A 25,750-nucleotide genomic window follows, 5' to 3' on the forward strand; every position below is an offset into this window, starting at 1 on the left:
GAGGTTCCCATGGAGACGCTCCGCCGCTACGTCTTCCCGGTGATCTGGATGCTGATCATCGGCGTGATCGCCCTGTCCCTGGCCAGGATGGCCTTCTTCTCCGACGCCGAGGCCGGGGCGACGGAGGACCCGATCGTGCCCGGCGGCTCGGTCGACCTCTTCGCCACCGTCGCCGTCGAGCCGGGCGACATCACCTCCGCCCTGTCCCTGGACGCGACCGTCGTCGCCGACGCCGGCACCCAGCTGCTGTCCGAGAGCACGGGCGAGATCACGAAGATCTGGGTCGCCGACGGCGATCGCGTGGGTGCCGGGGACCGCGTGCTGCAGGTGCGCGTCGCCCAGGAGCCCGAGCCCGTCGACGCCGCTCCCGACGAGCTCGCTGCGACCGACCCCGCCTCCGGCACCGCGGATCTCGCGGGCGGGACCTCAGGAGCCGACGGGACGACGACCGAGGGCTCCGGATCGACGGGCACCGCGGCGTCGTCGGCCGCGCAGCCGACGCAGTACCTCTACCTGAACCTCACCGCTCCCCGCTCGGGGATCGTGCGGGACCTCGCCGTCGAGGAGTGGGAGGACATCGCCGAGGGCGATGCCGTCGCCACCATCTCCCCCGGCACCTTCTCCGTCGTCGCCTCCCTGACCCCCGAGCAGCATCTGTCCCTGCTCGACCGGGAGATCGACGCGACCGCGCAGATCAGTGCGCTGCCCGACCCGGTGACCTGCCGCTCCGCCGCGATCGACGACGAGGCCGGCGCCGCCGAGGACCCCGGGACGGGCGCCGCCGGCACCGCCGGCACCTCCGGCACCTCTGAGGGCGGCGGCTACGACGCCGACGTGGTGTACGACGAATGGGGCGAGATCGTCGACACCGGCTCGAGCTCCGGTGAGGGATCCGCCGAGCTGCGCTGCCCGCTGCCCGGGGACACCCGCGTGGTCGACGGCCTGACCGGGACCGTCGAGGTCGATCTGGGCTCCGCCGAGGGCGTGCTGACCGTTCCCACCACCGCCGTGGAGGGCGAGGGCGAGGCCGGCACCGTGTACGCCCTCGACGACGCCACGGGCGAGCCGACCCCGATCGAGGTGACGCTGGGCCTGCAGGGGGACGGCATCGTCGAGATCGTCGACGGCCTCGACGAGGGCCAGGAGATCCTGCAGTTCGTGCCCGGCGTCGACAACCCCGACGCGTCGATGGGGGGCGAGGGCTGGTGAGCCGGACGACGCCGGAGGACGGGGAGGGCGCTCCCGCCTCGTCGGCCCCTCTGCTCGAGCTGCGGGGCCTGACCCGCACCGTGCGGCTGCCGGACGGCGAGGAGCTGCGGATCCTGCGCGGCATCGACCTCGAGGTCGGCGCCGGGGACCATGTCGCGATCGTCGGCCGCTCCGGCTCCGGGAAGACGACCCTGCTGAACCTGCTGGGCCTGATCGACCGGCAGACCGAGGGCGAGCTGCTCTTCTCGGGACGCGACGTCTCGCGGATGGGCGACAGCCGGCGGGCCCGGCTGCGCGGCGCCTCCATCGGATTCGTGTTCCAGCAGTTCAACCTGCTGGAGCGCCGCACCGCGCTCGAGAACGTGATGATGCCGCTGATGTACGGGAGCGCCGGCCAGTTCTGGCGCCGCGAGCGGCTCGCCCGCGAGATGCTCGAGCGGGTCGGTCTCGCCGACCGCGCCCATCAGCTGCCGGGGAAGCTCTCGGGAGGCGAGCAGCAGCGCGTGGCCGTCGCGCGGGCGCTGGTCCGGCGGCCGCGCCTCATCCTGGCCGACGAGCCCACCGGCGCTCTCGACGTCGCCACCGGGGAGGCCGTCATGGCGCTGCTCGACGAGATCGCGGCCGAGTCCGACGCCGCGCTCGTGACCATCACCCACGATCTGCAGGTCGCGGCCCTCTCGAGACGCTCCTTCCTGCTCGACGGCGGGGTCCTGCACGACGTCGGCTCCGACGCCGCCCGCGACGCCCTCGCGGGCACCGCCGGGATCCGCGCAGGCAGGAAGGCCGTGGCATGACCGGGCTGATCGCCTCGATCGTCGAGGCCTGGGGCGAGCTGCGGGTCAACAAGGGCCGCGTGCTGCTGTCCCTGATCGGCGTCGCCTTCTCCGTGTTCGCCCTGACCGGCGTGCTCGGTGCGGGCGGGATGCTGCAGGGCTCCCTCCAGCAGTCCCTCGAGCGCACCTCCGGGCGCGACACGATCCTGAGCATCGTGCCGACGGGCGGCGGAGCCTCCGCCGGGACCGATGCCGTGCACGCCGACGATGTCGTCCTCGAGCAGCTCGAGGCCATGGGCATCGACCAGCGCTCCCGCCGCATGCACCTCTCCAGCCGCGTCCAGAGCCCGCAGGGCGTGATCAGCACGGACATCCAGGCCGTCGACCCGTCCTTCGCGACGATGTTCCGCATGGAGCCGGAGCAGGGCCGCTGGCTCGCAGCGTCCGACGCGCACCGGCTCGCCCCCGCCGTCGTCGTCAACCGCACCCTCTACGAGCAGCTGGGCAGCCCCGGGGTCGGCACCGGCACCATGACGCTGTACGGCGACAGCGGACGCGAGGGGGCGACTGAGGCGGTCATCATCGGCGTCCTGCCCGATGATGAGGCCGGCGAATGGCCCATGGCGTACGTCTCCGTCGACGCCGCGGCAGACCTCCCCGTCGGCGACGGGCTCGACTCCCTCAGCACCGAGTACATGATCTGGGTGGATCCGGCCTCCGCTGACGCGATCACCGCGCGGCTGACCGAGGCTCTGCGGGACACCCCGGTCGGCGGCTTCGAGGTGTGGCGGCAGTCGATGTCCTTCGAGGACCTCGGGCTCGGCGCGGTCGCCTATGCCGTCTCCGGCGTGGCTGTGGTGATCCTGCTGCTGGGCGCCCTCGGCCTGGTCAACATCTCACTGGTGACGGTCCGCTATCGGGTGCGGGAGATCGGCATCCGGCGCTCCTACGGGGCGACCGGCCTGAGGATCTTCGTCGGCGTGCTCATGGAGTCCGTGGTCGCGACGGCGGTCGCCGGGATCGTCGGCGTGACGGCGGCGGTCGCCCTCATGAAGTCCCCCATGGTCACCGGCTGGTTCCGCGAGCAGGGGCTGATGGAGCTGCCGCCGTTCCCCGTGGACGCGGTGCTCGTGGGCCTCGGCGCGGCGACCGCTGTCGGCGTCCTGGCGGGCGCCCTGCCGGCGCTGATCGCCACCCGCATCCGGGTGATCGACGCGATCCGCAGCTGAGCGGGCCTGAGCGGGCCGGGGCCGGGCGGTCAGATGAGCACGGGATCCGGCACCGGCTCGCCCTCGCCCCGCCGCACGGGCTCGGCGAGCGCGAGGCCGTCGCGGCGGCTGATCAGGACGCACAGGATCGCGGTGAGCGCGAGCAGGGCCAGTGCGCCGACGATCCCTCCGGCGAGCGCGGCCGACGGATGGGAGGCGTGCAGAGCGGCCATCGACGTGCCGGGTGCCGCGGCGGCCGCGACCAGGGCGTCGGCGCCGGCGGCCGCCGCGGTGCCGTCGGCGAGCGCCGCGACGATCATGCCGACGACGGTCACGCTGCCGGTGAGCGCGATCGGCAGCTCGAGGCCGCCGCTCTTCCAGGCGAGCAGCGCCGAGCACATCGCGAGCGCGACCGCCGGCACCAGCACCGCCGCGGACATCTCGCGGCCGATCAGCGCGATGGCGCCGACGGCGAGGACCGGCACGAGCGGGGAGCGCAGTCGGCTGCCGACGGCCTGCAGCACCGTCCCGCGCAGGGTGAGCTCGAGGCCGACCGCCTGGATCGGCGCGAGCACCAGCACGAGCAGGATGACGGCGAGGATCCCGATCGCGGAGGCGCTCCCTCCCCCGGCTCCCGCATCGGCCGCGGCTCCTCCGTCGTCCACGACTCCCCCGCCGGTGCCGACTCCTCCTCCGGCGTCGGCGATCACCCCGGCGAGAGCGGCGAGGCCGACGACGATCGCCCCGCCGACGAGGACCACGACCCCGGCGGAGGTGAGCAGCTCGCGGCGCATGCGAGCGGCGACGGACCAGGCGGTCGCGAGCGGACGCCAGCCGCCGATGCGCACGCCGATCATGCCGGCCGGAAGCCACAGGGCGCCCATCAGGAGCGCGAGGGAGACGTCGAGAGGGCTGGTGCGATCACCGCTGGTGACACCGAGGGCGACGTTCACCCCGGGCATCAGCGCGAGCACGAGGATCGCTCCGACCAGCAGGATCGACGCGAAGGCGACGTAGGCTCCGAAGGCGGCGAGCAGCGTCAGCAGCGGCCGGCCGCACGCGGCCCACTGCGGTCGCAGGGTCGCCAGACGGTGGTACGCGACCGCGGGAGCCGGAACCTCCTCCTCGGTCCGCTCCTCCTCGGGCCGCTCCACCGGGGCGCCCGCGCCGTCGGCGTCCGTCGTGGCTGCTGCGTTCATGCCGTCGCTCCGCTGATGCGCCGACGGCGCTGCTCGTGGGCGCGGGCCTGGGCGGCATGCGCCTGGGAGGCCGCGGCCGACAGGCCGAGGTCCTCGAGGGCAAGGGGGTGGGCGAGCGGACCGAAGGGCCGCTCGGAGGTGACCGCGCCGTCGGGGTCGACGCGGACCAGCTCGCCCGCGCCGAGCAGACGCCATGCGCGGTCGTCGTCCATCGGCTCGCTCGCGATGACGACGGATCCGATGCCGCGCAGGTCGTCGCTGCGGGCGCGCAGGGACTCCGACTGCTGGTCGAGGGCCTCGCGCGGGGCGGCGGCATCGGCTCCGCGCTTGAGGATCCACAGCTCGTTGGTGGCGGGCAGACGCACGGCGATCAGCTCGGCTCCGCGCAGCACCAGCAGGTTCAGCGAGTAGACGGGGACGTTCGCGATGATCCAGGAGAGCGCCGCGACGACTCCGTCGCGCAGGCTGCCGTCGTGGGCCGCGACCTCACCGGTGACCAGCGCGCTCATCCATTCGCTGTCGGTGGAGCCGTGCACGTGGTGCTCCGCGCCGAGCTCCCGCACGCGCTCGCGCATCTCCTCGGTGACGGTGAGGACGCCGTTGTGGGCGCTGATGATGCCGTCCTGCAGGAACGGGTGGGTGTTCTCGACGCTGTGGCCGGTGCCGGAGGACAGGCGGACGTGGGCGATCATCGCGCGGGTGCGGATCATCGTGGCGGCGCGCGCGAAGGCGTCGGACTCGTAGGCGGCCACCGGGCGCTTGCGCACATGGGGCCTGCCGTGATCGTCGAGCCAGCCGAGCCCCGTCCCGTCGGCGTTGAAGCGGGACTGGTGCAGCAGCGAGTACGGGGTGTCGAGCAGCCAGAGCTCGGCGGTGACCGGTCGGTCGGAGTGGAGGGCGAAGAGTCTGCACATGACAGGGTCCACTCTAGATCCGCTCCGGGGCGACGCGTCGGCGGGCGCATCGCCTGCCCGACGTCGCCGAGGGGCCGGGGACGCTCTCGGCCGATCGGACGATGGGGCGGGCCCGATCGGCCGATGGTCCGGGCCCGCCCCGTCGGCCGCACGGGGGATCCGTCGGCACTGCTGCCCTCCCTAGTCTTGTCCGCATGACCGTCCCCGCGCCCCGTCTCCGCAGCCCCCGCCAGTGGGCCCTGGCAGCGGGGCAGACGGCCGTCTGCATGGCGCTGGGGCTCCTGCTGATCCTGATCAGCTTCGGGATGGAGCTCGAGGCGTACGCCGAGGACCCGCCTCCGGCGCTCGCGACGCTGTACGCGCTCGACGCGCTGATCGGGATCACGGCGTCGATCGCCGTCGGACCCCTGCGGTTCGTGCGGCCGGGCCGCGCCCACAGCGCGACCCATCTGCTGCTGGCGATGCTGGCCGGATGCAGCGTGTGGGCGATGCCGGCCTCGGCGATCGCCCTGTACCGGCTGGGTCTGCGTCGGCGCCTCGTGCTCGATGCGGGCGCGCTGCTGCTGGTCGGCGGGATGTCGATGACGGCGCTGACGATCGACGCGCACATCCGCGGGGAGGGGCCCCGGGCGCTCGTGATGACGACGGTCGGGGTGATGCTGATGGTGTCGGCGGTGCCGCTGCTGATCGGGCATGTCATCGGAACCCGCCATGAGCTGCTCATGTCCTTGCGGGCGCGGGCGACGTCGGCCGACAGGGAGCGCGAGGCCGCCGACCGCGAGCGGCTGGCCGCGGAGCTCGCGCGGGCGGCGGCGGAGCGGGAGGCGGAGGCGCTCATGCGCGAGCACGACGCCGATGCCGCCCGGGTGCGGGCGGAGGAGCGCACCGCGCTGGCCCGCGACATGCACGACTCGATCTCCCACCATCTCGCGGCGATCGCCATGCATGCGGGTGCCATGTCCTATCGCGACGATCTGCCCCCGGAGGAGATGCGACGGGCGGCGCTGACCGTCCGCGATGCCGCGCATCAGGCGAACCAGGAGCTGCGGACGGTGCTGATGACGCTGCGCGCCGAGGGAGGGGACGCCCCGCTGCCGACCGCCCCGACGCTGCTGGCGATCGTCGAGCGGTGTCGCGGTGAGGGCCAGGATGTCGAACTGAGCTGGTCGGGCGTCTCCCCGGAGGAGCTGTCGGGCCGCGAGCGGAGCACCGTGGTGGCCCTGGCGCGGGTCCTCACCGAGGCGACCACCAACGCCGCGAAGCACGCTCCCGGGCAGCCGCTGCGGGTGCGGATCTCGCGCGTCGGCTCGCGGGTGGTGCTCACGGCCCGCAATCCGCTGTCGGACGCGGACCGGGCCGGGGACGACGCCGAGGCCCGGGCCTCCGACCAAGCAGCGTCGGCCCCGTCCACCGGCCATGGACTGCTGGGGGTGCAGGAGCGTGCGCGGCTGCTCGGCGGCGACGCCTCCCACGGTGCGCGCGACGGGAGCTTCGAGGTGGAAGCATGGGTGCCATGGTGAACGGGGCGATGGATCCGGCCGACCGCACGAGCGGAGTGCGCGTGCTGCTCGTCGACGACGAAGCGCTCATGCGCGCGGGCCTGCGGCTCATGATCCATGGCACGCACGGCATCGAGGTGGTCGGCGAGGCGGCCGACGGGGCGAGCGCGATCACGCAGGTCGAGGCCCTGGATCCGGACGTCGTGCTGATGGACATCCGGATGCCGAGGATGAGCGGCCTGGAGGCGCTCGGCCGGCTGCGCGCTCAGGGGGCGCCGACGAGGGTCGTCATGCTCACCGCCTTCGACACCGACGAGTTCCTGCTCGAGGCCCTGCGCGGCGGCGCGGTCTCGTTCCTGCTGAAGGACGCGCCGCCGGCAGAGGTCGTCGACGCGGTCCTGGATGCCGCGGCCGACAGGCCCCGCTTCTCCCCCGATGTCCTCACCCGTCTGGTGCGGCTCGCCTCCGGGTCGCAGGTCCCTGGTGACGCCGCGCCCGCCTCCGAAGCGGCCGACGGCGACGAGGTCCCCCACGATGACGGGGCCGTCCTCGGCGAGGACGGGGTCCCTGAGGGCATCACCGCGCGCGAGTGGGAGGTCGCGCGCCTGGTCGCCGCGGGCCTGGTCAACCAGGAGATCGGCGACCGCCTCTACATGAGCGTCGCGACCGTCAAGACGCATCTGGGACGGCTCTACCACAAGCTGCAGGTCACCAACCGGGTGCAGCTGGCGATCCGGGTGCTCGAGCTGGGCGGCTGAACCGCCGACGTCACAGCCCGGTGATGAGCGCGATCGCTCCGGTGACCAGGGAGCCGCCGCAGATCCACAGCACCCAGCGCGGGACCTCGCTCTGCCGGGCGGTCACGTTCGTGATGTAGATGGCGGTCACTGCGGCCAGCATCAGCAGGCCCGCGATCACGGCCAGGACCAGCGTCAGGGTGCTCATGCGGCAGCACCCGCGGCGCTCTCGGGGATCATGCTCTCTCTCCTCCTCGCAAGGCTGTCCGCAGGGGGTCGAGCCCTATCATCGCTGGTCCGCATCGCTGGCGGCGGACCGGTCCGCGCGCCTGATGCCCTCGCTCAGCGGCACTTGCGGAAGGTGTCCCCGCCGGGCATGCCGTATCGGAGCCCCGTGTACCCGCCATCGTCGGCATAGGGGATCTCCGGCCCGTACGGCGTGCATCCCCCGCCCGAGGAGGAGCCGCCCGAGGACTTCGCAGCCGGCTCGTCCGCAGGCTCTGCCGACGGCTCGGACTCGGACGACCCCGACGAGGACGAGCCGGACGACGACCCCGACGACGAGCCCTGGCTCGAGGCAGTGCCGGAGCCGTCCGACCCCGACGCAGTGCCGGATCGCGACTCCGAGGTCGCCTGCTCCTGCTCCGCCCGCTCCTGCTCCGCCCGCTCCTGCTCCTCCTGCTCGAGCCGCTCCTGCTCCTCCCGTTCGCGCTCCTCCTGCTCGAGCCGCTCCTGCTCGAGCCGCTCCTGCTCCGCGTCGTAGTCGGCCTTCTGCTCACGCAGGTCCTCGGTGCGCTCATCCGCCTCGGCGAGCGCGTCGTCGGCCTGATCACGGAGCCCTTCCAGGTGCGCCTCCGTGCTCGCCTGCCCGAGGACGGCGGCTCCGAGATCGGCGAGGCCCTCGGGGCTGGAGAGGGAGAGGACGAAGGCGTCGAGGGCGTCCTCCGCTGCGATGGCCTCGCCGAGAGCGGAGGCCGGATCGCCGAGCACGTCCACGGGGACGGCCTCGGCCGCGCTCTGCAGCTCGACCAGCTGCGCCGTCGGCGTGCATGCGACGTCGTCGGAGAACAGGCCCAGGCCGACCTCCTCCGCCGAGCGCTCGGCCTCGAGGACCTCGTCGTAGAAGCGGTCGTTCGGCTCATACAGGACCGCCACCCCGAGCCCTGCCGCGGCGATCTCGGCATTGACCAGCGAGTCCGACTCGATCACGCCGGCCAGGGTCCGCCCATAGCGGTCCAGACGCTCCTCGTCGTACTCGAGGTCGACGACCGTTCCCGCGGGCAGACGATCGGCCAGGAAGTCCGACGCCTCGGGGCCCAGGCACTGCACGGGCAGATCGGGATCCACCGTCTCCGGGGTGTCGACGTTCAGCAGACGGATGGTCGTCTCCTCGCCGTCGATCATCGCCACCAGGGTGTCGCCGTCGACCACCCGGACGATCTCGGCCCGCCGGTCGTCCGGCTGCGCCGCGACCACGATGGCTCCGCCCGCGCACACGGCGGCCACCGCGACCGCTCCCCACAGGATCCGGCGTCGGCCGCTCCGGACCCTCCGAGCGCCGCCGCCTGCTGCGATGCTCTCCACCTGCTCCCTCCTCCGGCGTCTCCGCCACTCCCGTCCGCCGACCCCGCGGGCCGTCGGACAGCATCATCGCCGACGCCCCCGACGATCCACCACTCGATCTCCCGGCGCCGCCCGCTCAGGCCGCGATAGGCTCCCGCCGTCGCACGATCCGCTCGTCCGCTCATCCGCCCATCCGCTCGTCCGCCCATCTGCGCAGGAGGCCCGACCCCGATGCCCGCATCCCCCGATCCTGCGGCCGGACCGGGCCCCGATCTCGACGGCGCCCTCGCCCGTGCACGCATGCTGTTCTCCCTGCTCTCCGCACCGAGGCTGCGCAGCGGACTGGCCGAGATGCTCGCCGGCGACGGCAGGCCGACGGACGGCCAGGGGGACAGCCACGGGGACAGCCACGGGCAAGGCCGGGAGAGCCTGCTCGCCGATCCCGGGGTGCGCGGGCCGCTGTCCCGACTGGACTGGATCGACACCGACGGTGAGGTCGACATCGCACGCCTCCGCGGCACCGTCGGGGCGCTCGAGGTCCTGCGATCCGATCGCGCCGTGCTCGAGCTGGGCCGTCTCGAAGGCATCCCGGCGTCGACCGACGAGTCCCGGGCGCTCTGCGGACGGATCGCCCGGATCGTGTTCGAGCGGGTCGGCCGGGACCGCACGCTCAGCGAGGGCGAGCTGAACGCGGCGCTGGCGATGTTCGTCGCCGACGTGGCCCTCGCGCGGCGCGATGCCGTCGACTCCGGCGTCCTCGAGCGCACCGCGGACGGCTCCGCCTATCGCCTCGCCCCAGCGGCCGGCTGAGACCTCGGATCACTTCCGGCGCAGGATCCGACTCACCGAGCCTCCCAGGATCGCCACGATGATCAGCACCGGCATGATGCTGAAGCTCCCGCCGCTGAAGACGGAGACCCGGAGCACGATCACGATCGCCACGATCGCCCAGACGGCCCCGAAGATGATGCGGGCGATCCTCGAGCCGTGCTTCACGGCCTCGGAGACGATCCCGTCCGGGTCCTCCCGCCGGACATCGTCTCGGGGGTGCTCGAAGTCGGAGGACCACTCCGGCCCCTCCGGCGGCAGCTGCTCGCCGGGCGGAGGACCGTCCGCACCCACCGGATCGCTCAGCCCCGCCGTCGCGTCCGAGCGCTCGCGCGAGTCCGCATCGGCCTGGGCCGGCGGCTGCTCCCGAGGCGTGAGCGGAGGCTGCTCCTCGGGCGGATCGGCGACGCCCGAGGACGAGAAGTCCGACGACGGGCGGTACAGCGGGGCGCTCTCGTAGACCGAGGCCCCGGAGTAGACGCCGCCCGCTGGCTCAGCACCGCCCGCAGGCTCAGCAGCGCTCGCAGAATCGGCGCCGCCTGCAGATTCCCCTCCGCCCGCGCCGTCGTGCCCTCCGCCGAGCCATGACGGGTTCCCGCCCGGCCCGTGCTCGTCCCCGCTCGTCCCCCATCGACTCATGGATCCAGAGTAGACGCAGGGCTCGGCGCACCGAGCCGGTCGATCGCGGAGCGGTCCGCCACAACCCATAAGCACACCTTTGCGCTCGCGTCTAGCATGGAGTCATGCCGCTCGATCCTCGCCGCCTGCTGATCTTCCGCACCGTCGTGCGCAACGGCTCCATCGGGGCCGGTGCGCGGGAGCTGGGCTGGACCCAGCCCGCCGTCTCGCAGCACCTCGCCGCGCTCGAGAAGGAGGTCGGCACGCAGCTGCTGCTGCGCTCCTCCTCCGGCATCACCCCCACGGAGGCCGGCCGACGCCTGGCCGCGCACTCGGAGGCGATCGCCGCCCAGCTCGACGCCGCCGAGGAGGAGCTCGCCGACATCACGGCCCTGCGCCGGGGCACCGTCCGCTTCGGGACGTTCCCGTCGGCCGCCGCAGTGCTGCTGCCGCCGGTGCTCGCGCGCCTGCAGGAGACCGCCCCCGATCTGGACGTCACCTTCTCCGAGCTGGAGCCGCCGGATGCGGTGGCCGCGCTGCGCGAGGGCGAGCTCGACCTCGCGCTGGTGTTCCGCTATCCCGGCTCGGACATCGACGCCGAGGGCACCCTCGAATGGTCCCCGCTCATGGAGGACCGCGTCCTCGCCGTCCTGCCCACGGACCATCCGCGGGCCGACGACCCCGACCTCTGCCTCGCGGACCTGAAGCAGGACCAGTGGATCGCCGGCTGCGAGCGCTGTCGGGCGAACCTCATCTCCAACGCGCGCGCCGCGGGCTTCGTGCCGACGGTGCGCCACTCGACCGACGACTCCATCGTCGTCCAGCGCCTCATCGCGCACGGCGGCGGTGTGGCGCTGCTGCCGGAGATCGCCCTCGAGGCGACGCCGACCGACGACGTGGTCGCGCGTGCGCTGCCGGACCTCGATAACCGCATGATCGGTCTGGTCAACCGCCGCGGCGCCCTGTCGATCCCGGCGGTCGGCGCGCTCCGGGACGCCCTGGTCGCCGAGACCAACGAGCGCTCCGCCACCGCCGCGCTGATCTGACCGGCCCGGACCGCTCCGTGCGGCCCACCACCCGCCCGATGGCGACGCACCCGACGACCGACCACCCGACGACCCACCACCCGATGACGAGGACCTGCTCATGAACGAGACGACGCCCGACGGTCCCGTCTGGCGCCTGCCTGCGACCGCCTGGATCCGCCCCGCCCTGATGCTGCTCGGCGGCCTCGCCGTCGCCGCGCTCCTCGCCCTCGAGGGCCTGTGGGCGGGAGCGGTCATGTTCTCCCTGCTCGCCCTGCTGATGGGCTATTGGACGAGCCCTCTGCGCACCGGGCCGCACATGCCCTTCTCCGAGGCCATCGGCCGACGGGGCGACGAGGTCGCGATCGTGCTGTGGGCACCCGGGGATCCGCTCTCGGCGCGTCTGCACACCGCCATCCGCGGCGGCCGCGAGGACGTGGCCTGGGTGAACGTCCTCAAGGATCCGGCGGCCGCCCGCTTCGCCGAGGAGCAGGGCGGCCGTGGCGAGCTGCCGATCGTCGTCGTCGGCGAGGAGATCGCGACCCGTGCGACCGTCGGCCGCCTCCTGGACATGCAGGCCGACGGGCGCGACCGGGCCGCCGGGGAGTCAGGACCCGATCAGCCGAGCTGACCGATCACGACCTTCCACTCGTCGGCCGTGCGATCGACGAGGATCCGCTCGCGCTTGAGGGGGTCGCCGTCGAGCCGGGCCAGCGCGTCGTCCGCGGAGTCGGCGTGCACGAGCAGCAGCGCTCGCGAGCCGTCGCCGAGTGGCCCGGACGCCACGAGCACCCCCTCGTCGTGCAGCTCCGCGAGGTGCGCGCGATGCTCGGGGCGGAAGACGGCGACGCGGTCGGCGTCGTCGACGTAGGTGTACTGGACGGCGAAGATGGCCATGAGGTCTCCCTGTGCACGGGGGCCGACGCGTCTCGCGGCCCGATGGTCCGCCCCCAGGATGCCCCACCCCTTTACTTCTTCGGAATTCCGGATATCGTGAATCACGAAGACCTCGCCGGACCCGGCCATCCGCACGGATCCGCACGGATCCAGCAGGAATCAAGCAGGGATCATGCAGGGAGGAGCGAAGCATCGTGGACGACGCCGACCGGACCAGCAGTGCTGACGCCGACCTCCTCGCGCGCCTCGACGCGCTGGAGGCGCGCGTCGCCCGGCTCGAGGATCCCGCTTCCGCAGGGCAGCCGGGGCGAGGGATCCCCTCAGCAGCCGATCCGGAGTCGGAGTCGCAGGCGGAGGTGGAGGCGACGCTCGAGACAGCCCTGGACGGGGACCCCTTCTGGGCGCTCTCTGCCCTCAAGGAGCGCATCCCCTCCCCCGCGTCGGGCGCTGCATCGTCGGGCGCCGCATCGTCGGGGCCTGCGCCCTCGGGCGCCGTGGTGTTCACGGGCGCCGTCGACGTCGGGCTCGGACATCTCGAGCACCAGTGGGGTCGTCCCACCGAGCAGATCCTGGACGCCGACTGGGCCGAGCGCGCCGAGACGGTGGCGGCCCTCGGCCATCCGGTGAGGCTGACGATCCTGCGTCGGCTGATCGATGGCGAGCACACCGTCGCCCAGCTGGTCGACGAGCTCGAGCTCGGGTCCACGGGGGTCGCCTACCACCACCTCTCGGCGCTGCAGGCGGGCGGCTGGGTCGTCGCGCCGCGCCGTGGGAGCTGGACCATCCCCGCCGCCCGCGTGATCCCGCTGCTGTCCATCCTCATCGCGCTCGAGATCGGCTGACCATGGTCTCCTCCCCTCCTGAACCCACTCCTGAACCCACTCCTGAACCCCCTCCGACGCGCCCCTCCCGCCGGACCGTGCTCCTGGCCGCCGCGCCCGCCGCCGCGGCCGTCGTCGGGCTGAGCGCCCTGACCGCTCCGCGCCCGGGCATGCTCGGCGACCCGACCGGGGACGCGGACCTCGCATCCGCCCTGGGGCCGCAGCTGGACGGGCATCGCCGGGTCGCGGCGGCCGTGATCGACGACGGGCGGGCGCGCTTCGTCGGCTTCGGCGCCGACGAGACGACCGAGTTCGAGATCGGATCCGTCTCCAAGGCGTTCACCGGCGCGCTGCTGGCCGATGCCGTGGAGCGCGGCGAGGCGGAGGTGACGACGACGGTCGCGGATGTGCTGGGGTCCCGGGCCGAGGGGTCCGCGATCGCCGACGTGACCCTCGCGGAGCTCGCCACTCACACCTCCGGCCTGCCCCGCCTGCCCTCGTCCGGCCTGGTCCGGGGGTTCGTCGCCTCTCTCCTGCGCAAGGACCCCTACCGCGGCCGCGACGCCGAGCAGGTGATCGACGATGCCCTGGGCTGCGAGCTCGAGGGCCGCGGCTCCTTCAGCTACTCGAACCTCGGCGTGGCGCTCGAGGGCCAGCTGCTCGTCCGAGCGGTCGGCGCCGCGCATGCCGTCGGCGCTGACGACGCCGGCTCCTCCGGCTCCTCCAGCTCCTCCGCCTCTCCTGACTATGCCGATCTGCTGGATGCGCGCATCCTCCGACCGCTCGGCATGGCCGGCAGCTACGCGCCGATCGTGGCCGGGAAGCTGCGGGAGTCCGCGGTCCGGGGTCGTACGGGGTCGGGCCTGCCCAGCGCCGCCTGGACCTTCGACGGCTGCGCCCCCGCGGGCGGCATCCGCTCCACCGCCGCTGACCTGGCCCGCTGGCTCACCGGGATGATCGACGGCTCAGCCCCCGGCGCGTCCTCCGCCACGGAGATCCTCTTCCAGGACGATGACGGCAGTGCGGTCTCCATGAACTGGTTCCACGACGATCTCGGCAGCGGCGACCCGATGACCTGGCACAACGGCATGACGGGGGGATTCGCGTGCTTCGTCGGGTGGGACCCGGGGACGGGACGCGGCATCGTGCTGCTCTCGGACACGGCGCAGTCCCTCGACGACGTCGGCGCGGGCGTCCTCACCGGGCGGTGGTCGCTGTGAGCACCGTGATCGCTCTCCTGCCGACACTGGTCGCCGTCGCGCTCTTCGGATCGCTGCTGGTCAGTAGCGTCCAGGTCGCTCGCCGGCACCTGCATCCCGCGCGCCTCGCCCTGCACGGCCTTGGTGCGGCGACCGCGCTCGGGATCGTGGGGCTGGCGGGGATCGTCCCCGCATCCCTGTGGTGGGCGACTTGGCTGGTCGCGGTGGCCGTGCTGGTCGGGATGGCGATCTGCGCGAGGCGCCTGCTGCGGACGGACCCTCCGGCGCATCCGACGCCGCGGCAGACGGAGCTCCTCGCTCCGCCGTCCCGGTTCTCGGTCTCTGCGGAGGCGCTGCTCTGCGCCGGGCTCGTCGTCCTCGCCCTCGCTGCGGGCTGAGCTCTCCTCCTCAGCGGATCGGCAGCCAGTCCAGCACGTCCTGGATGCCGCGATCCCAGAAGTCCCAGGTGTGGCCGCCCGGACGCAGACGCGAGGTGACGTCGACGCTGTGCGTCTCAGCCGTCTCGATGAACCGGGTGTTGAGGTCGAGCAGCTGGTCCTCGGTGCCGCAGTCGATCCAGAGCGCAGGCAGCGTCGAGGGGTCGGCCTCGGTGAGGCGCTGGAGGAGATCGTCGTCGGTCCCGGCGGCCCCGCGCTCGCCCCAGACCCGCTCCGCGAGGGTGCCGGTCCAGCTCATGTCGAGGCCTCTCACGTCGAGGGCCCCGGAGAGGCTCGCGGCGGCGGCGAAGCGGTCGGGACGGTTCAGCGCGAGCTTGAACGCGCCGAAGCCGCCCATCGACAGCCCCGCCACGAAGGTGTCCTCCCGAGCGGTCGAGATGCGGAAGGTGCGCGCCAGCAGCTGCGGGAGCTCCTCGGAGATGTAGGTCCAGTACTTCTCGCCCACCGCCTCGTCGGCGTAGAAGGAGCGGCGCACCTCCGGCATCACCACGGCGATGCCCTTCTCGGCGGCGTAGCGCTCGATCGACGTGCGGCGCTCCCAGATGGTGCAGTCGTCGCTGAGCCCGTGCAGGAGATACAGGACGGGCACACCGGCGCGCGTGCTCGCACCTCCCGCCGCCGCACCGCTGGATCCGTCGGCCCCGTCGGACCCGTCGGAGCCGTCGGAGCCGCCCATCCCGATCCCCGCGGCCTCCTGCGGCATGAGGACGATCATCGAGGTGCCCATACCGAGGGCCTCGGAGAAGTGGTCGCTGCGCAGACGGATCATCGGGACGTCGCTCCTGGGGTCGGGTGCACGGGCCGTGCCTCGGCGCACGGACAGGAACATTCAACACCCCGCCCGCTGTCCGTCGGCCGAGAACGCGCCGCCCTACGATGGGCGGCATGAGCGCGACGCCCCCGCCCGCCGCACCCGAGACCCCGACCACCCCGCACGCCCCGGGCAGCGCGAACAGCGCGGCCGCCCCGGACAGCGCGGCCGCACCGGACTGGATCCGCACGGCGATCTGCTGGCAGGTGTACCCGCTGGGCTTCTGCGGCGCGCCCCGGCACCGCGAGGACCTGGTCGGCGAGTCCTACGGGGACGCCGCCGGCGAGAACGTCGTGCATCGTCTGGGCCGACTGGTCGGATGGCTCGACCACCTGGTGTCTCTCGGTGCGAACGTGCTGATCCTGAACCCGATCTTCGACGCCGTCAGCCACGGCTACGACACCCTCGACCACACCCGGATCGATCCGCGGCTGGGTGATGAGGAGGACCTCGACCATCTGGTGGCCGCCTGCCGCGAGCGGGGGATCCGCCTCGTCCTCGACGGCGTGTTCAACCACGTCTCGCACCTGCACCCGGTGGTGCGCGGGGCCCTCGCCGCCGGCCCGGACAGCCCCGAGGGCCGATGCATCCGCTGGGCCGACGACGGCGTCCATCCCTTCGGCTTCGAGGGCAATGCCGACCTCGTCGAGCTGAGCCTCGCCGAGCCCCTCGTCCAGGACCGGATCGTCCAGGTCATGGGGCTGTGGCTGGATCGAGGGGCCGACGGCTGGCGACTGGACGCGATGTACTCCGCGGGCGCCGAGGCCTGGGAGCCGATCCTCGCGCGGGTCCGCGCCGAGCATCCCGACGCCTGGATCCTGGGGGAGGTCATCCACGGGGACTACCCGGCGATCGCCCAGGCATCCGGCGCGCACTCGGTCACGCAGTACGAGCTGTGGAAGGCGGTGTGGTCCTCGCTCGCCGACGGCAACCTCTTCGAGCTCGCGCACGCGCTCGGCCGCCATGAGCAGTTCCTCGCGGAGTTCGGGACGGACGCTCCCCCGTCGGGCCTTCCGCTCACCTTCGTCGGCAACCATGACACCACCCGCATCGCCTCCCAGCTCCCCGACGGCCGCGACCTCTCCCTCGCCATCGCGCTGCTCGCGCTCCTGCCGGGCGTCCCGGTGATCTACGCGGGGGACGAGTTCGGTGCCGTCGGCGTCAAGGAGGAGCGCGCCGGAGGCGACGATGCCGTGCGCATCCCGTTCCCCGACGACCCCTCCGACGCCCCCGACCGCCTGCCCGTGCTGAGCGCGCCCTCGGCCCCGCGCATCCTCGAGGCGCACCGCCGCCTGATGGCGCTGCGCCGACGCCATCCCTGGCTGCAGACGGCCTCGGTCACCGTGCGGCAGGACTCCCTCTCGAACCAGCGCGCGGTGATCGAGATGCGTCGTCGCGACCGGGCCGAGATGCCCTCCGACCAGGGCGGGCAGGCGGTCGACCCTCGGACGGCCGACCCTGTCGGGGAGAGGCTGCTGCTGGCCGTGAACCTCTCCGACGACCCGGCCGAGCTGCCCGGCCCCGGCGAGGCGCGCACCGACGGCGCAGGCGGTGCCGACGGTGCTGGACCGCAGCTGCTCGAGGTCCTCTCGGGCGCGGACATGATCGACGGCGTCGGACCTGCCCCCGCCTCCGCGGTGCCGCCGCACGGGATCGCCGTGCTGGGGTGAGCGGCACCTGCCGGAGCCGCAGCCTCCGGGGCTGGACCTGCCTGAGCCGCAGCCGTCGCAGCCGCGTCCGTCGGCGGGGCGTCGTAGGCTTTCGGGCATGAGCATCGCGATCAAGCCCGCCGAGACCGTCAGCACCGCCCCCGTCGTCGCCGCAGGCCTGATCGGCGGATGGCTCACCGCCCGCGAGACGGGGATCCGTCCCCTCGGCGGCGTCGTCCTCGCCGCCGCCGGGGTCTACGCCGGTCGCACCTGGCTCGCCCGCCGAGGACCGGCCACCACCGCCGTCCTCGGCGCGACCTATGCGCTCGGCTTCGGGCTGTCGCATCCTCTGGCCAAGAAGATCGGCTCCTGGCCTGCGGTGCTGACCGTCACCGCCGCCGCGGCCGGCGCCGCGGCGATGCTGTCCGACGCCGCCTACAGCGACTGGACGCCCGTCGACGACGAGGCCTGAGACTCCTCCGCGCGGGCACCCTGCTCCTCGTCGGCCCGCGCGCCGGGCTGTCGGCCGCCCAGATAGTTGACTAGGCTAAGTCTTCGAGCCTCCACCAGACCGCTCCACCGTCTGCACCACCGACCGCTCCGCCGTCTGCTCCATCACCTGCTCCATCACCTGCTCCATCACCTGCACCACCGACCGCTCCACCGACCGCTCCACCGATCGGCCGCTCCCGCACCGCCGCGGAGCGGCCTGCCCTGACCGGGCACTGCACCCCCATCGAGGTCCCCCTCCCCCATGCTCGAGAACATGAGCCGTCTGTTCCAGACGGTCAAGCCCATCCGCCTCCGCCTCATCCTCGGTCTGCTCAGCGCGATCGCGGCGTCGACGTCGTCGCTGATGATCCCGCAGACGCTCGAGTGGATCATCAACCGCCTCGACGCCAGCCCCACGGCCGCGGTCGTGTGGACCGGCTGCGCCATCGTGATGGGCATCGGTCTGCTCGAGGCGTCGCTGATCTACCTGCGGCGCATGTTCGCCGTCGCCCCCTCGACGACGATCGAGAAGCAGATGCGGGTGGACTTCTACCGCAAGGTGATCCGCATGCCCGTGGCGTTCCACGACGCCTGGGGGTCGGGCCAGCTGCTCTCGCGCATGATGAGCGACATCAACATGATCCGACGGTGGGTCGCCTTCGGGATGATCATGATCGTCACGGACGTCGTCACCATCACCGTCGGCACCGTGCTGCTGTTCCGCTCGAGCGCCCTGCTGGCCGTGGTGTTCCTGATCTTCGCGATCCCCGTGTGCATCCTGGCGTTCCGCTTCAACCAGCGGTTCACGTACCTCTCGAGGCTGTCGCAGGACCAGAACGGCGATCTCGCCACCACCATCGAGCAGTCCGTGCAGGGCATCCGCGTCCTCAAGGCCTTCGGCCGCGGTCCGACGGCGCTCGAGGACTTCACGGTCCAGGCCGACGAGCTGCGCCAGACCGAGGTGAAGATGGCGACCGCCATGGCCACCTTCAACATGTTCATGTTCATGCTCCCGGAGATCGCCCTGGGCGTGGCGCTGCTGCTGGGCCTGTACGAGACCGCGCAGGGGAACATGGACACCGGGCAGCTGGCCTCGTACTTCGCGACCGCGACGATGGTGATCGGGCCCGTCCGCATGCTCGGCAACCATCTCGGCCAGGCGATCAACACGTCCACTGCACTGACCCGCCACTACGAGGTCATGGACGATGAGAACCCGATCGTCTCCCCGGAGGACGCGCAGCACCCGGCTCCGTCGGCGGCCCATGGCGAGGTGCGCCTCGAGGGCGTCCGCTTCCGCTACTCCGACGCCCCCGCCCATGTGCGCGACGTGATCGACGGTGCAGACCTGACGATCCGGCCCGGCGAGACGATGGCTCTCGTGGGGGTCACCGGATCAGGCAAGTCGACCCTGCTGCAGCTCGTCCCGAGGCTCTACGACACCACGGCCGGGAGCATCACCATCGACGGGACCGACATCCGCGACATGGACCTGGTCTCCCTGCGCACCCTCACCGCGGTGGCCTTCGAGGAGGCGACCCTGTTCTCCGACTCGGTCCGCGAGAACGTGCTGCTGGGCGCCGACCGCGAGCTCGGCGAGGAGGAGCGGGAGGCGCTGCTGCGGCTCGCCCTCGAGACGGCCGACGCCGGCTTCGCCTTCGACCTGCCCGACGGCCTCGACACCCGCATCGGGGAGGAGGGCATGAGCCTCTCGGGCGGGCAGAGGCAGCGCCTCGCACTCGCCCGAGCCATCGCCGCCCAGCCGGCGGTGCTCCTGCTCGACGACCCGCTGTCGGCCCTCGACACGAAGACCGAGGAGCGGGTGACCACGCGCCTGCGCAGCGTCCTGGAGGGGACGACGACGCTCATCGTCGCCCACCGCACCTCCACCGTCGCCCTCGCGGACCGGGTCGCGCTGATCGACGACGGACGGATCGTCGACGTCGGCACCCATGCGGAGCTCATGCGCTCCTCCGCCCGCTACCGGTACGTCATCGCCAATCAGGAGGAGGAGGCCCGCCGCGACCAGGACATCGAGACCCTCACCGGCGAGCTCGACCTGCGCGGTGCCTGGACCGAGCAGCAGGACGTCGAGCAGCAGAGCACCGAGAAGGAGGAGAGCCGATGACCGCCGCCGCCTCCCGCCCCGCCTCCCCGCGCGAGGAGGACATGGAGCAGCGCGAGCTCACCCCCGAGGAGAGCCGCGAGGCCCGTCGGAGGTCCTTCCGTCTGCTCGGCGACCTGATCTCGCCCGTGAAGGGCCAGTTCGTCGCGATGAGTCTCATGGTCGTCGTCGCGCAGCTCGCCGTCGTCGCCGGCCCCGCGATCATCGCCTGGGGCATCGACACGGCGCTGCCGGCGCTGATCGACGGCGACGGCGGCCCGGCGATCACCGCTGCGGCGCTGCACATCAGCTGCGCGATCATCGGCGGCGTGCTGACCTTCGGCTACGTGCGGCAGGGCACCGTCGTCGGTCAGCAGATGCTGCTGCGCCTGCGCCGACGCGTCTTCCGCTTCACGCAGAAGCAGGACCTCGAGTTCCATGAGCGCTACACGTCGGGCCGCATCGTCTCCCGCCAGACCTCCGACATGGAGGCCCTGCGCGAGCTGCTCAACTCGGGGGTCGACATCCTCGTCGGCTCCTCGCTGTCGATGGTCTACACGGTCATCCTCATCGTCATCATGGACTGGGTGACAGGCCTGGTCATGCTGCTGATGCTGATCCCGGGCGTGGCGCTGACGGTGTGGTTCCAGAAGCGCTCCCGCGTCGAGTACCGGGCGATCCGCACGCACTCGGCCCGCCTGATCGTGCACTTCGTGGAGGCCATGGCCGGTATCCGCGCGGTCGCGGCCTTCCGCAAGGAGCCCCGCAACGAGGCCGAGTTCGACACCCTCGCCCAGGACTACCGCGATGCCTCGCTGCGCTCCATCAACGTCTTCGGCATCTACCAGCCTGCGCTGCGGATCCTCGCCAACTCCACCATCGCCGTGGTGCTGCTCGTGGGCGGCTTCCGGGTCGTCGGCGGGGACCTGCAGGTCGGAGTGCTGATCGCCCTCGCGCTGTACTCGCGGCGCTTCTTCCAGCCGATCGACCAGCTGGCCAGCTTCTACAACACGCTGCAGTCGGGGCTGTCGGCCCTCGAGAAGATCGCGACGCTGCTGGCGGAGGCCCCGCACGTCAAGGACCCCGTGCGCCCGACGCCCCTGCCGACCTCGACCGGCCGCATCGACTTCGAGGACGTCTCCTTCCGCTACTCCGACGACGGACCCGTCGTCCTCAAGCCGCTGGACCTGCACATCCCGTCCGGCCAGACGATCGCCCTGGTCGGCCAGACCGGAGCCGGGAAGTCGACGATCGCGAAGCTCATCTCGCGCTTCTACGACGCCACCGAGGGACGGGTGACGCTCGACGGCGTGGACCTGCGCGACATCACCCTGGAGGACCTGACGCGGAACATCGTCATGGTCACCCAGGAGGCGTACCTGTTCTCCGGGACCGTCGCCGACAACATCGAGCTGGGGCGCCCCGGAGCCCCGCGCGAGGACATCGAGAGGGCGGCCCGTGCGATCGGCGCCGACTCCTTCATCGAGCAGCTGCCGTACGGCTACGACACCGACGTGAACAAGCGCGGCGGACGCGTCTCCGCCGGCCAGCGCCAGCTGATCTCCTTCGCGCGCGCCTTCCTCGCCGATCCTCGGGTGCTGATCCTCGACGAGGCCACCAGCTCCCTGGACATCCCCTCAGAGCGCATGGTGCAGGACGGCCTCACGAAGCTCCTCGGCGAGCGCACCGCGCTGATCATCGCCCACCGCCTGTCGACCGTCATGATCGCCGACCGCGTGCTCGTCGTCCACGGCGGCGAGGTCGTCGAGGACGGCTCCCCGCAGGAGCTCGTCGCCGCCGGGGGCCGCTTCGCCGCCCTGTACCAGGCCTGGCAGGACTCGATGTAGCCCGCGTCCGAGCAGCGCACGGTCGGCGCGCGGCCTGAGCGCGATCGGGGCGCGGTCTGCGCGCGATCGGCGCGGCCTGCGCGCTGTCGGGGCGCGGTCTGTGCGCTCTCTGCGCGCTGTCAGCGCACGATCGGCGTCCAGCCGCGCCATATAAAATGGACGGGCTCCCGCGACTCCCGACGGCGCCTGGGGTGCGCTCTCTCGGCCTCGCCTGCAGCATCACGACGCCGACACGCCCCCAGGAGCCGCGCATGGCCACACTCGCACTCATCATCGGTCTCCTCGCCGTCACCGTCTTCTGCGTGGCGCTCGGGGAGAGAGTGCGATTGCCCTACCCGATCCTGATGCTCCTGGCGAGCTCGCTGATCGCCTGCATCCCCGGTCTGAAGCATTTCTCGATCGACGCCCACCTGATCCTGCCGCTGTTCCTGCCGCCGCTGCTCTTCGCGACCGCGCAGAAGACCAGCTGGTCCGTGTTCCGCTACCGCTGGCGCACGCTGCTCGTGCTCGCCGTCGGCCTCACCGCGATCACCGCCTTCGCGGTCGCCGGGACGGTGTGGCTCCTGGTGCCGGGCATCGCCGTGCCGCTCGCGGTGATGGTCGGCGCCATGGTCGCCCCGCCGGATCCGGTCGCCGTCGAGGCCGTCGCGGGGCCCGCCCGCATGCCCCGACGGATGCTGTCGATGCTGCAGACCGAGGGACTGTTCAACGACGCCGTCGCCCTGGTGCTGTTCACGTCGGCGCTGTCGGCGCTGACCAGCGGCGAGGATCTCGGCTGGGCGCTCCTGCCGGAGTTCCTGATCGGTGCCGCCATCGCCGTGGCCATCGGCTTCGGCCTCGGGTGGCTGTATCGGGTCGCGACACGGATGGTGACGACGACGGCCGCGCGCACCGCGATGAGCGTCGTCGTCCCCTTCGCCGCATACATGCTCGCCGAGGAGCTCCACGCCTCCGGCGTCATCGCCGTGGTCGTCACCGCGCTGGAGACCCGACGCAAGAGCCGCGCCGAGGACTCCGAGGCCCGCATCTCCCGCTACACCTTCTGGGACGTGGCGAACCTCCTCGTCACCGGCCTCGCCTTCGGGCTGATGGGCATGCAGCTGCGCGACATCGTCGTCGAGGAGGGCTGGGCGGTCCTCGACTACCTCCCGGTGTGCGCGGCGGTCTGCGCGATCGTCATCGTGCTGCGCCTCGTGGCGATGCTCGCCATCGCCCCGCTCGAGCGCTCCGGCGGCGAGGAGCACGTCAGCTGGAAGGACTCCGTGGTCCTCACCTGGTGCGGCATGCGAGGACTCGCGACCCTCGCCCTGGCGCTCGCGATCCCGACGACGACGTCGTCGGGCGACCCCGTCGAGTACCGCAACATGATGATCATCGTCGCCAGCGCCGTGCTCCTGGTGACCCTCGTGCCGACGGGGATGGGCCTCGGCTGGCTGCTGCGCCTGCTCAAGCTGCAGGACGACGGCTCCGTCACCGACAACGAGATCAGCGAGCTCACCGAGCGCGGCAAGCAGGCCGCGCTCGCCGCGATCCAGGAGCGCTTCGGGGAAAGCGACGAGATCTCCGAGCAGCAGCTGGAGGCCCTCAAGAAGCGCTTCCGGAGCCTCCGCCAGGACCTCGACACCACCACCCAGGCGATGGCCGCGCTCACCCCCGACGGCGAGATCGCCGACCCCGAGGAGCAGCGGAAGCTGCAGGCCAAGCGCAGGATGGTCCGCCGCGGACGCGAGCTCATGGTCGCCGCCCAGACCGTCGGCCTCGACGCTGCGAGGACCGAAGTGCTGCAGGCCCGCTCCGAGCCCGGGGTCGACCCCGAGGCCGCCGACCACGTCCTGCGCCAGCTCGACCTGCAGATCATGGCGGCACCGCCAGTCCGCCACAAGCCGAAGACGAAGGCGGCGCACTGACGGGGGTGGCCGTCGCGGGGTGCTGACGAAGGCTGTCGGGGCGCGTCGGTGGGGGTGCACCGACTGGATGCACTAGCGCTGGAGTGCGCTTGATCAGCGAAGCTGTGTGCTGTGAGATGCGCGCCCGGCACATCGACCGCGCATTCTCGCCCTACGACAGCGATCTCCGTCTCCGATGCCGCCTTCAACTTCACCCTCTTGACACGGCACCTGCCGCTCCTCGTCACGGTGGGTCAGATTCCGGATCGCCGTCCTCGTCCCCCGTCCCGTCCCCCTGCCGCTCCCCTTCGTCCCTCCGCTCCGGTGCCGTGTACCGGATCGGATAGGTGGTGCGCGTGATGCCGTGGGTGCTGGTCCATCTCACTCGATGCCCGCCGGCGGGCCCTGCACCACCACCAGCACCAGCAGCACCAGCACCACCACCAGCACCAGCAGCACACGCAGCGTCGTCGGCCGCATCTCCGACGATCTCCACACGGGCGGAGTTGTTCTCCTTGTCGTTGTGGTGCACGCAGATGCCCTGACCGTTCGCCATGGTGGTGCGTCCGCCGCGACTGTGCGGCTCAACATGGTCGAACTGCCGCACCGTGGCGTTGCAGAAGGGCCCCCGGCAGATACCTGCATCGCGCCAGCGCAGCAGCCGTTTGAGCGCGGGAGGGAACTTCCGGGCGATCGATTCGACGGCGACGAGCTCGCCGGTGCGGGGATGCGTGTACAGCCGTCGCAGCACAGCCCGCAGCGCGGGCCCGTCGGGGCCGAGGGGGTCATCCGCGGTGGGATCGGAGTGCCCGGCGTCATCGTCGGCCGTCGGCTTCTCGAGCACGCGGCGCAGCTGCTCCCGCACGAGCTCCGGCGGGACCGGCCCGTAGCCCTCGATGTGGGCGACGTCGCCGCTGTCGGGATCGAACAGTGCGCGGTCGGTGATGATCATGCCGATCTCGAGGGTGACGGGCTCGAGGCTGCCATCCTCTCCGGTGATGCCCTTGACCAGGGAGTCCGCCATGATCGCGTGGTGGCCGCGGTCGTCGCCCTCGGCACGCAGCCGCTCGGCCTCCAGCTCGAGCCGCTTCATCGCGGCGCGCGCACCGACTGCCGGCAGATATGCCTTGAGCGTCGCCATCCCATGCGGTTCGTGCTCGAGGGTCACGTGGGCGGCTCTCCGCTCGCGCTGGTGGCGCTCCGATGCCTTCTGCGGATCCGGGGTCTTCACGAGCTTGGCCAGCTCACCCTTCCAGCAGCCCGTTCCTGCATCCTCGCGCGTCTCCAGGAGCGTTTTGATCCCCTGGTCGACCTCGCGCTGCTCCTCGTCCGTGAGGGGCCCGACGGTGCCCGCGGCCATGCGTGCCACCGAGTCCATCATGCGTCCGTGAGAGAGTGCCTCGAGCGTCTCCGGCATGTTTGCGACCAGGCGCTTCGCGGCAGCCAGTTCCCTGCTGACGGAGGACACCGAGCGTCGGGTCGCCATGGACAGGTCCTGGCGGATGCGGCTCGCGGCCGCTCTCCGGGCCTGCTTCTCGGCTCTGTCGGCGGCGCGGCCCTCATGGGCGTTCTCGGCGCGGGCCTCGGCGACGGCATCGCGCTCGGTGACCTCCGCATAGGCCACCGCTGCCCGATCGCCGAGCGCCTGGAGTGCACTGCGTGCGTCGGCGATCGCGACGACCATCGCATGGTAGGCACGGGCACTGCGGGAGCCGACGTCGAAGAGCGCCTCAGGATGGGCCGCCAGCTCGGCGAGCTCCGCTGCGAGCGCGGTGAGGGACTCCCCCGCCTGCTCAGGATCCTGACCGCGCAGAACGAGGAGAGAAAGGTCGGCCGGGTCGCCGTCCCTCTCGCTCGGTGCGCTGGTGCAGGTGCTCATGGCTCCATGCTTCCGACGCCGACGACGCACGCAAAGCCCGGCGCCGCGAATGTGGATCGCAGCGGTATGGGGAGGAGCGGTGGCGAACCGCCGGCGTCGCGCAGCCGAGAACCCCGCAGCAGAGGACGCGGCTC

Annotated in this window: 24 protein-coding genes; 16 read left to right on the plus strand and 8 right to left on the minus strand. The window is 72.3% G+C overall.

The window, feature by feature from the left end; all coding sequences use genetic code 11:
* The first annotated feature begins 9 nt into the window (after positions 1 to 9).
* The 3 genes from ACZ5AJ_RS12905 to ACZ5AJ_RS12915 are packed head-to-tail and all read left to right on the plus strand — an operon-like array spanning position 10 to position 3,211.
* Entirely contained in the window at positions 10 to 1,209 is a 1,200-nt protein-coding gene (locus ACZ5AJ_RS12905) for an efflux RND transporter periplasmic adaptor subunit (RefSeq protein WP_464135370.1), read from the plus strand.
* Positions 1,206 to 2,003, plus strand: a complete 798-nt coding sequence (locus tag ACZ5AJ_RS12910) for an ABC transporter ATP-binding protein (protein WP_464135371.1) — start codon at positions 1,206 to 1,208, stop codon at positions 2,001 to 2,003. Before ACZ5AJ_RS12905 ends, ACZ5AJ_RS12910 begins: the two co-directional genes overlap by 4 nt.
* Complete coding sequence (locus ACZ5AJ_RS12915; protein WP_464135373.1) at positions 2,000 to 3,211, plus strand: ABC transporter permease; 1,212 nt, start codon at positions 2,000 to 2,002, stop codon at positions 3,209 to 3,211. The genes ACZ5AJ_RS12910 and ACZ5AJ_RS12915 overlap by 4 nt, the downstream gene beginning before the upstream one ends.
* Before the next feature lie 29 nt (positions 3,212 to 3,240).
* Here the strand turns inward: ACZ5AJ_RS12915 and ACZ5AJ_RS12920 are convergent, their stop codons facing one another.
* Together ACZ5AJ_RS12920 and ACZ5AJ_RS12925 are read right to left on the minus strand one after the other, a co-directional pair.
* Complete coding sequence (locus ACZ5AJ_RS12920) at positions 3,241 to 4,389, minus strand: CAAX protease (RefSeq protein ID WP_464135374.1); 1,149 nt, start codon at positions 4,387 to 4,389, stop codon at positions 3,241 to 3,243.
* Complete coding sequence (locus tag ACZ5AJ_RS12925) at positions 4,386 to 5,303, minus strand: class II glutamine amidotransferase (RefSeq protein WP_464135376.1); 918 nt, start codon at positions 5,301 to 5,303, stop codon at positions 4,386 to 4,388. Before ACZ5AJ_RS12925 ends, ACZ5AJ_RS12920 begins: the two co-directional genes overlap by 4 nt.
* Before the next feature lie 194 nt (positions 5,304 to 5,497).
* On the opposite strand from ACZ5AJ_RS12925, the gene ACZ5AJ_RS12930 reads away from it, so the two are divergent.
* Both ACZ5AJ_RS12930 and ACZ5AJ_RS12935 read left to right on the plus strand, forming a co-directional pair.
* The gene (locus ACZ5AJ_RS12930) at positions 5,498 to 6,823 is read left to right on the plus strand and encodes a sensor histidine kinase (RefSeq protein ID WP_464135378.1); all 1,326 of its coding nucleotides are present in this window, start codon (positions 5,498 to 5,500) and stop codon (positions 6,821 to 6,823) included.
* Complete coding sequence (locus ACZ5AJ_RS12935; RefSeq protein WP_464135380.1) at positions 6,808 to 7,560, plus strand: response regulator transcription factor; 753 nt, start codon at positions 6,808 to 6,810, stop codon at positions 7,558 to 7,560. Before ACZ5AJ_RS12930 ends, ACZ5AJ_RS12935 begins: the two co-directional genes overlap by 16 nt.
* 10 nt (positions 7,561 to 7,570) lie before the next feature.
* Here the strand turns inward: ACZ5AJ_RS12935 and ACZ5AJ_RS12940 are convergent, their stop codons facing one another.
* Both ACZ5AJ_RS12940 and ACZ5AJ_RS12945 read right to left on the minus strand, forming a co-directional pair.
* Positions 7,571 to 7,747: a hypothetical protein gene (locus ACZ5AJ_RS12940; RefSeq protein ID WP_464135381.1), complete on the minus strand. Its 177-nt coding sequence runs from the start codon at positions 7,745 to 7,747 to the stop codon at positions 7,571 to 7,573.
* 134 nt (positions 7,748 to 7,881) lie between these two features.
* Positions 7,882 to 9,123: a thermonuclease family protein gene (locus ACZ5AJ_RS12945; RefSeq protein WP_464135383.1), complete on the minus strand. Its 1,242-nt coding sequence runs from the start codon at positions 9,121 to 9,123 to the stop codon at positions 7,882 to 7,884.
* 210 nt (positions 9,124 to 9,333) lie between these two features.
* On the opposite strand from ACZ5AJ_RS12945, the gene ACZ5AJ_RS12950 reads away from it, so the two are divergent.
* Positions 9,334 to 9,912, plus strand: coding sequence for a DUF2087 domain-containing protein (locus ACZ5AJ_RS12950; protein ID WP_464135385.1), 579 nt, complete (start codon positions 9,334 to 9,336; stop codon positions 9,910 to 9,912).
* Positions 9,913 to 9,921: 9 nt separating this feature from the next.
* On the opposite strand, the gene ACZ5AJ_RS12955 is transcribed toward ACZ5AJ_RS12950, so the two are convergent.
* A complete protein-coding gene (locus tag ACZ5AJ_RS12955) occupies positions 9,922 to 10,569 on the minus strand; it encodes a hypothetical protein (protein WP_464135387.1) in 648 nt (215 codons plus the stop codon).
* 104 nt (positions 10,570 to 10,673) lie between these two features.
* Here ACZ5AJ_RS12955 and ACZ5AJ_RS12960 point away from each other — a divergent pair, with 104 nt between their 5' ends.
* Both ACZ5AJ_RS12960 and ACZ5AJ_RS12965 read left to right on the plus strand, forming a co-directional pair.
* Complete coding sequence (locus ACZ5AJ_RS12960) at positions 10,674 to 11,594, plus strand: LysR family transcriptional regulator (RefSeq protein ID WP_464135388.1); 921 nt, start codon at positions 10,674 to 10,676, stop codon at positions 11,592 to 11,594.
* Between the two features lie 100 nt (positions 11,595 to 11,694).
* Complete coding sequence (locus ACZ5AJ_RS12965) at positions 11,695 to 12,204, plus strand: hypothetical protein (RefSeq protein ID WP_464135390.1); 510 nt, start codon at positions 11,695 to 11,697, stop codon at positions 12,202 to 12,204.
* Here ACZ5AJ_RS12965 and ACZ5AJ_RS12970 read toward each other — a convergent pair.
* Positions 12,192 to 12,470, minus strand: coding sequence for a YciI family protein (locus ACZ5AJ_RS12970; RefSeq protein ID WP_464135392.1), 279 nt, complete (start codon positions 12,468 to 12,470; stop codon positions 12,192 to 12,194). The two genes, ACZ5AJ_RS12965 and ACZ5AJ_RS12970, sit on opposite strands and share 13 nt — an antisense overlap.
* A gap of 194 nt (positions 12,471 to 12,664) precedes the next feature.
* Between ACZ5AJ_RS12970 and ACZ5AJ_RS12975 the strand changes: the two genes are divergently transcribed.
* The 3 genes from ACZ5AJ_RS12975 to ACZ5AJ_RS12985 all read left to right on the plus strand — a co-directional run bounded on the left by ACZ5AJ_RS12975 (position 12,665) and on the right by ACZ5AJ_RS12985 (position 14,888).
* Positions 12,665 to 13,312, plus strand: a complete 648-nt coding sequence (locus ACZ5AJ_RS12975) for an ArsR/SmtB family transcription factor (RefSeq protein WP_464135394.1) — start codon at positions 12,665 to 12,667, stop codon at positions 13,310 to 13,312.
* Between the two features lie 77 nt (positions 13,313 to 13,389).
* Positions 13,390 to 14,511, plus strand: a complete 1,122-nt coding sequence (locus tag ACZ5AJ_RS12980; RefSeq protein ID WP_464135396.1) for a serine hydrolase domain-containing protein — start codon at positions 13,390 to 13,392, stop codon at positions 14,509 to 14,511.
* Positions 14,508 to 14,888, plus strand: a complete 381-nt coding sequence (locus ACZ5AJ_RS12985; protein ID WP_464135397.1) for a hypothetical protein — start codon at positions 14,508 to 14,510, stop codon at positions 14,886 to 14,888. The genes ACZ5AJ_RS12980 and ACZ5AJ_RS12985 overlap by 4 nt, the downstream gene beginning before the upstream one ends.
* Before the next feature lie 10 nt (positions 14,889 to 14,898).
* Here the strand turns inward: ACZ5AJ_RS12985 and ACZ5AJ_RS12990 are convergent, their stop codons facing one another.
* Positions 14,899 to 15,717 (minus strand): alpha/beta hydrolase, encoded by an 819-nt coding sequence (locus ACZ5AJ_RS12990; protein ID WP_464135398.1) that lies wholly within the window; start codon positions 15,715 to 15,717, stop codon positions 14,899 to 14,901.
* A 116-nt stretch (positions 15,718 to 15,833) separates the two neighbouring features.
* Between ACZ5AJ_RS12990 and ACZ5AJ_RS12995 the strand changes: the two genes are divergently transcribed.
* The 5 genes from ACZ5AJ_RS12995 to ACZ5AJ_RS13015 all read left to right on the plus strand — a co-directional run bounded on the left by ACZ5AJ_RS12995 (position 15,834) and on the right by ACZ5AJ_RS13015 (position 23,758).
* Positions 15,834 to 17,429: an alpha-amylase family glycosyl hydrolase gene (locus ACZ5AJ_RS12995; protein ID WP_464135399.1), complete on the plus strand. Its 1,596-nt coding sequence runs from the start codon at positions 15,834 to 15,836 to the stop codon at positions 17,427 to 17,429.
* 97 nt (positions 17,430 to 17,526) lie between these two features.
* Positions 17,527 to 17,880 carry a hypothetical protein gene (locus ACZ5AJ_RS13000; RefSeq protein WP_464135401.1) on the plus strand — a complete coding sequence of 118 codons (354 nt, stop codon included), beginning with the start codon at positions 17,527 to 17,529 and terminating at the stop codon, positions 17,878 to 17,880.
* 282 nt (positions 17,881 to 18,162) lie between these two features.
* Entirely contained in the window at positions 18,163 to 20,028 is a 1,866-nt protein-coding gene (locus tag ACZ5AJ_RS13005; protein WP_464135403.1) for an ABC transporter ATP-binding protein, read from the plus strand.
* Positions 20,025 to 21,851, plus strand: coding sequence for an ABC transporter ATP-binding protein (locus tag ACZ5AJ_RS13010; protein ID WP_464135405.1), 1,827 nt, complete (start codon positions 20,025 to 20,027; stop codon positions 21,849 to 21,851). The genes ACZ5AJ_RS13005 and ACZ5AJ_RS13010 overlap by 4 nt, the downstream gene beginning before the upstream one ends.
* A gap of 251 nt (positions 21,852 to 22,102) precedes the next feature.
* Entirely contained in the window at positions 22,103 to 23,758 is a 1,656-nt protein-coding gene (locus ACZ5AJ_RS13015) for a cation:proton antiporter (protein ID WP_464135406.1), read from the plus strand.
* Positions 23,759 to 23,981: 223 nt separating this feature from the next.
* Here the strand turns inward: ACZ5AJ_RS13015 and ACZ5AJ_RS13020 are convergent, their stop codons facing one another.
* Positions 23,982 to 25,616, minus strand: coding sequence for an HNH endonuclease (locus tag ACZ5AJ_RS13020; RefSeq protein ID WP_464135408.1), 1,635 nt, complete (start codon positions 25,614 to 25,616; stop codon positions 23,982 to 23,984).
* Positions 25,617 to 25,750: the final 134 nt, after the last annotated feature.

The sequence above is a fragment of the Brachybacterium zhongshanense genome (genome assembly GCF_055385755.1).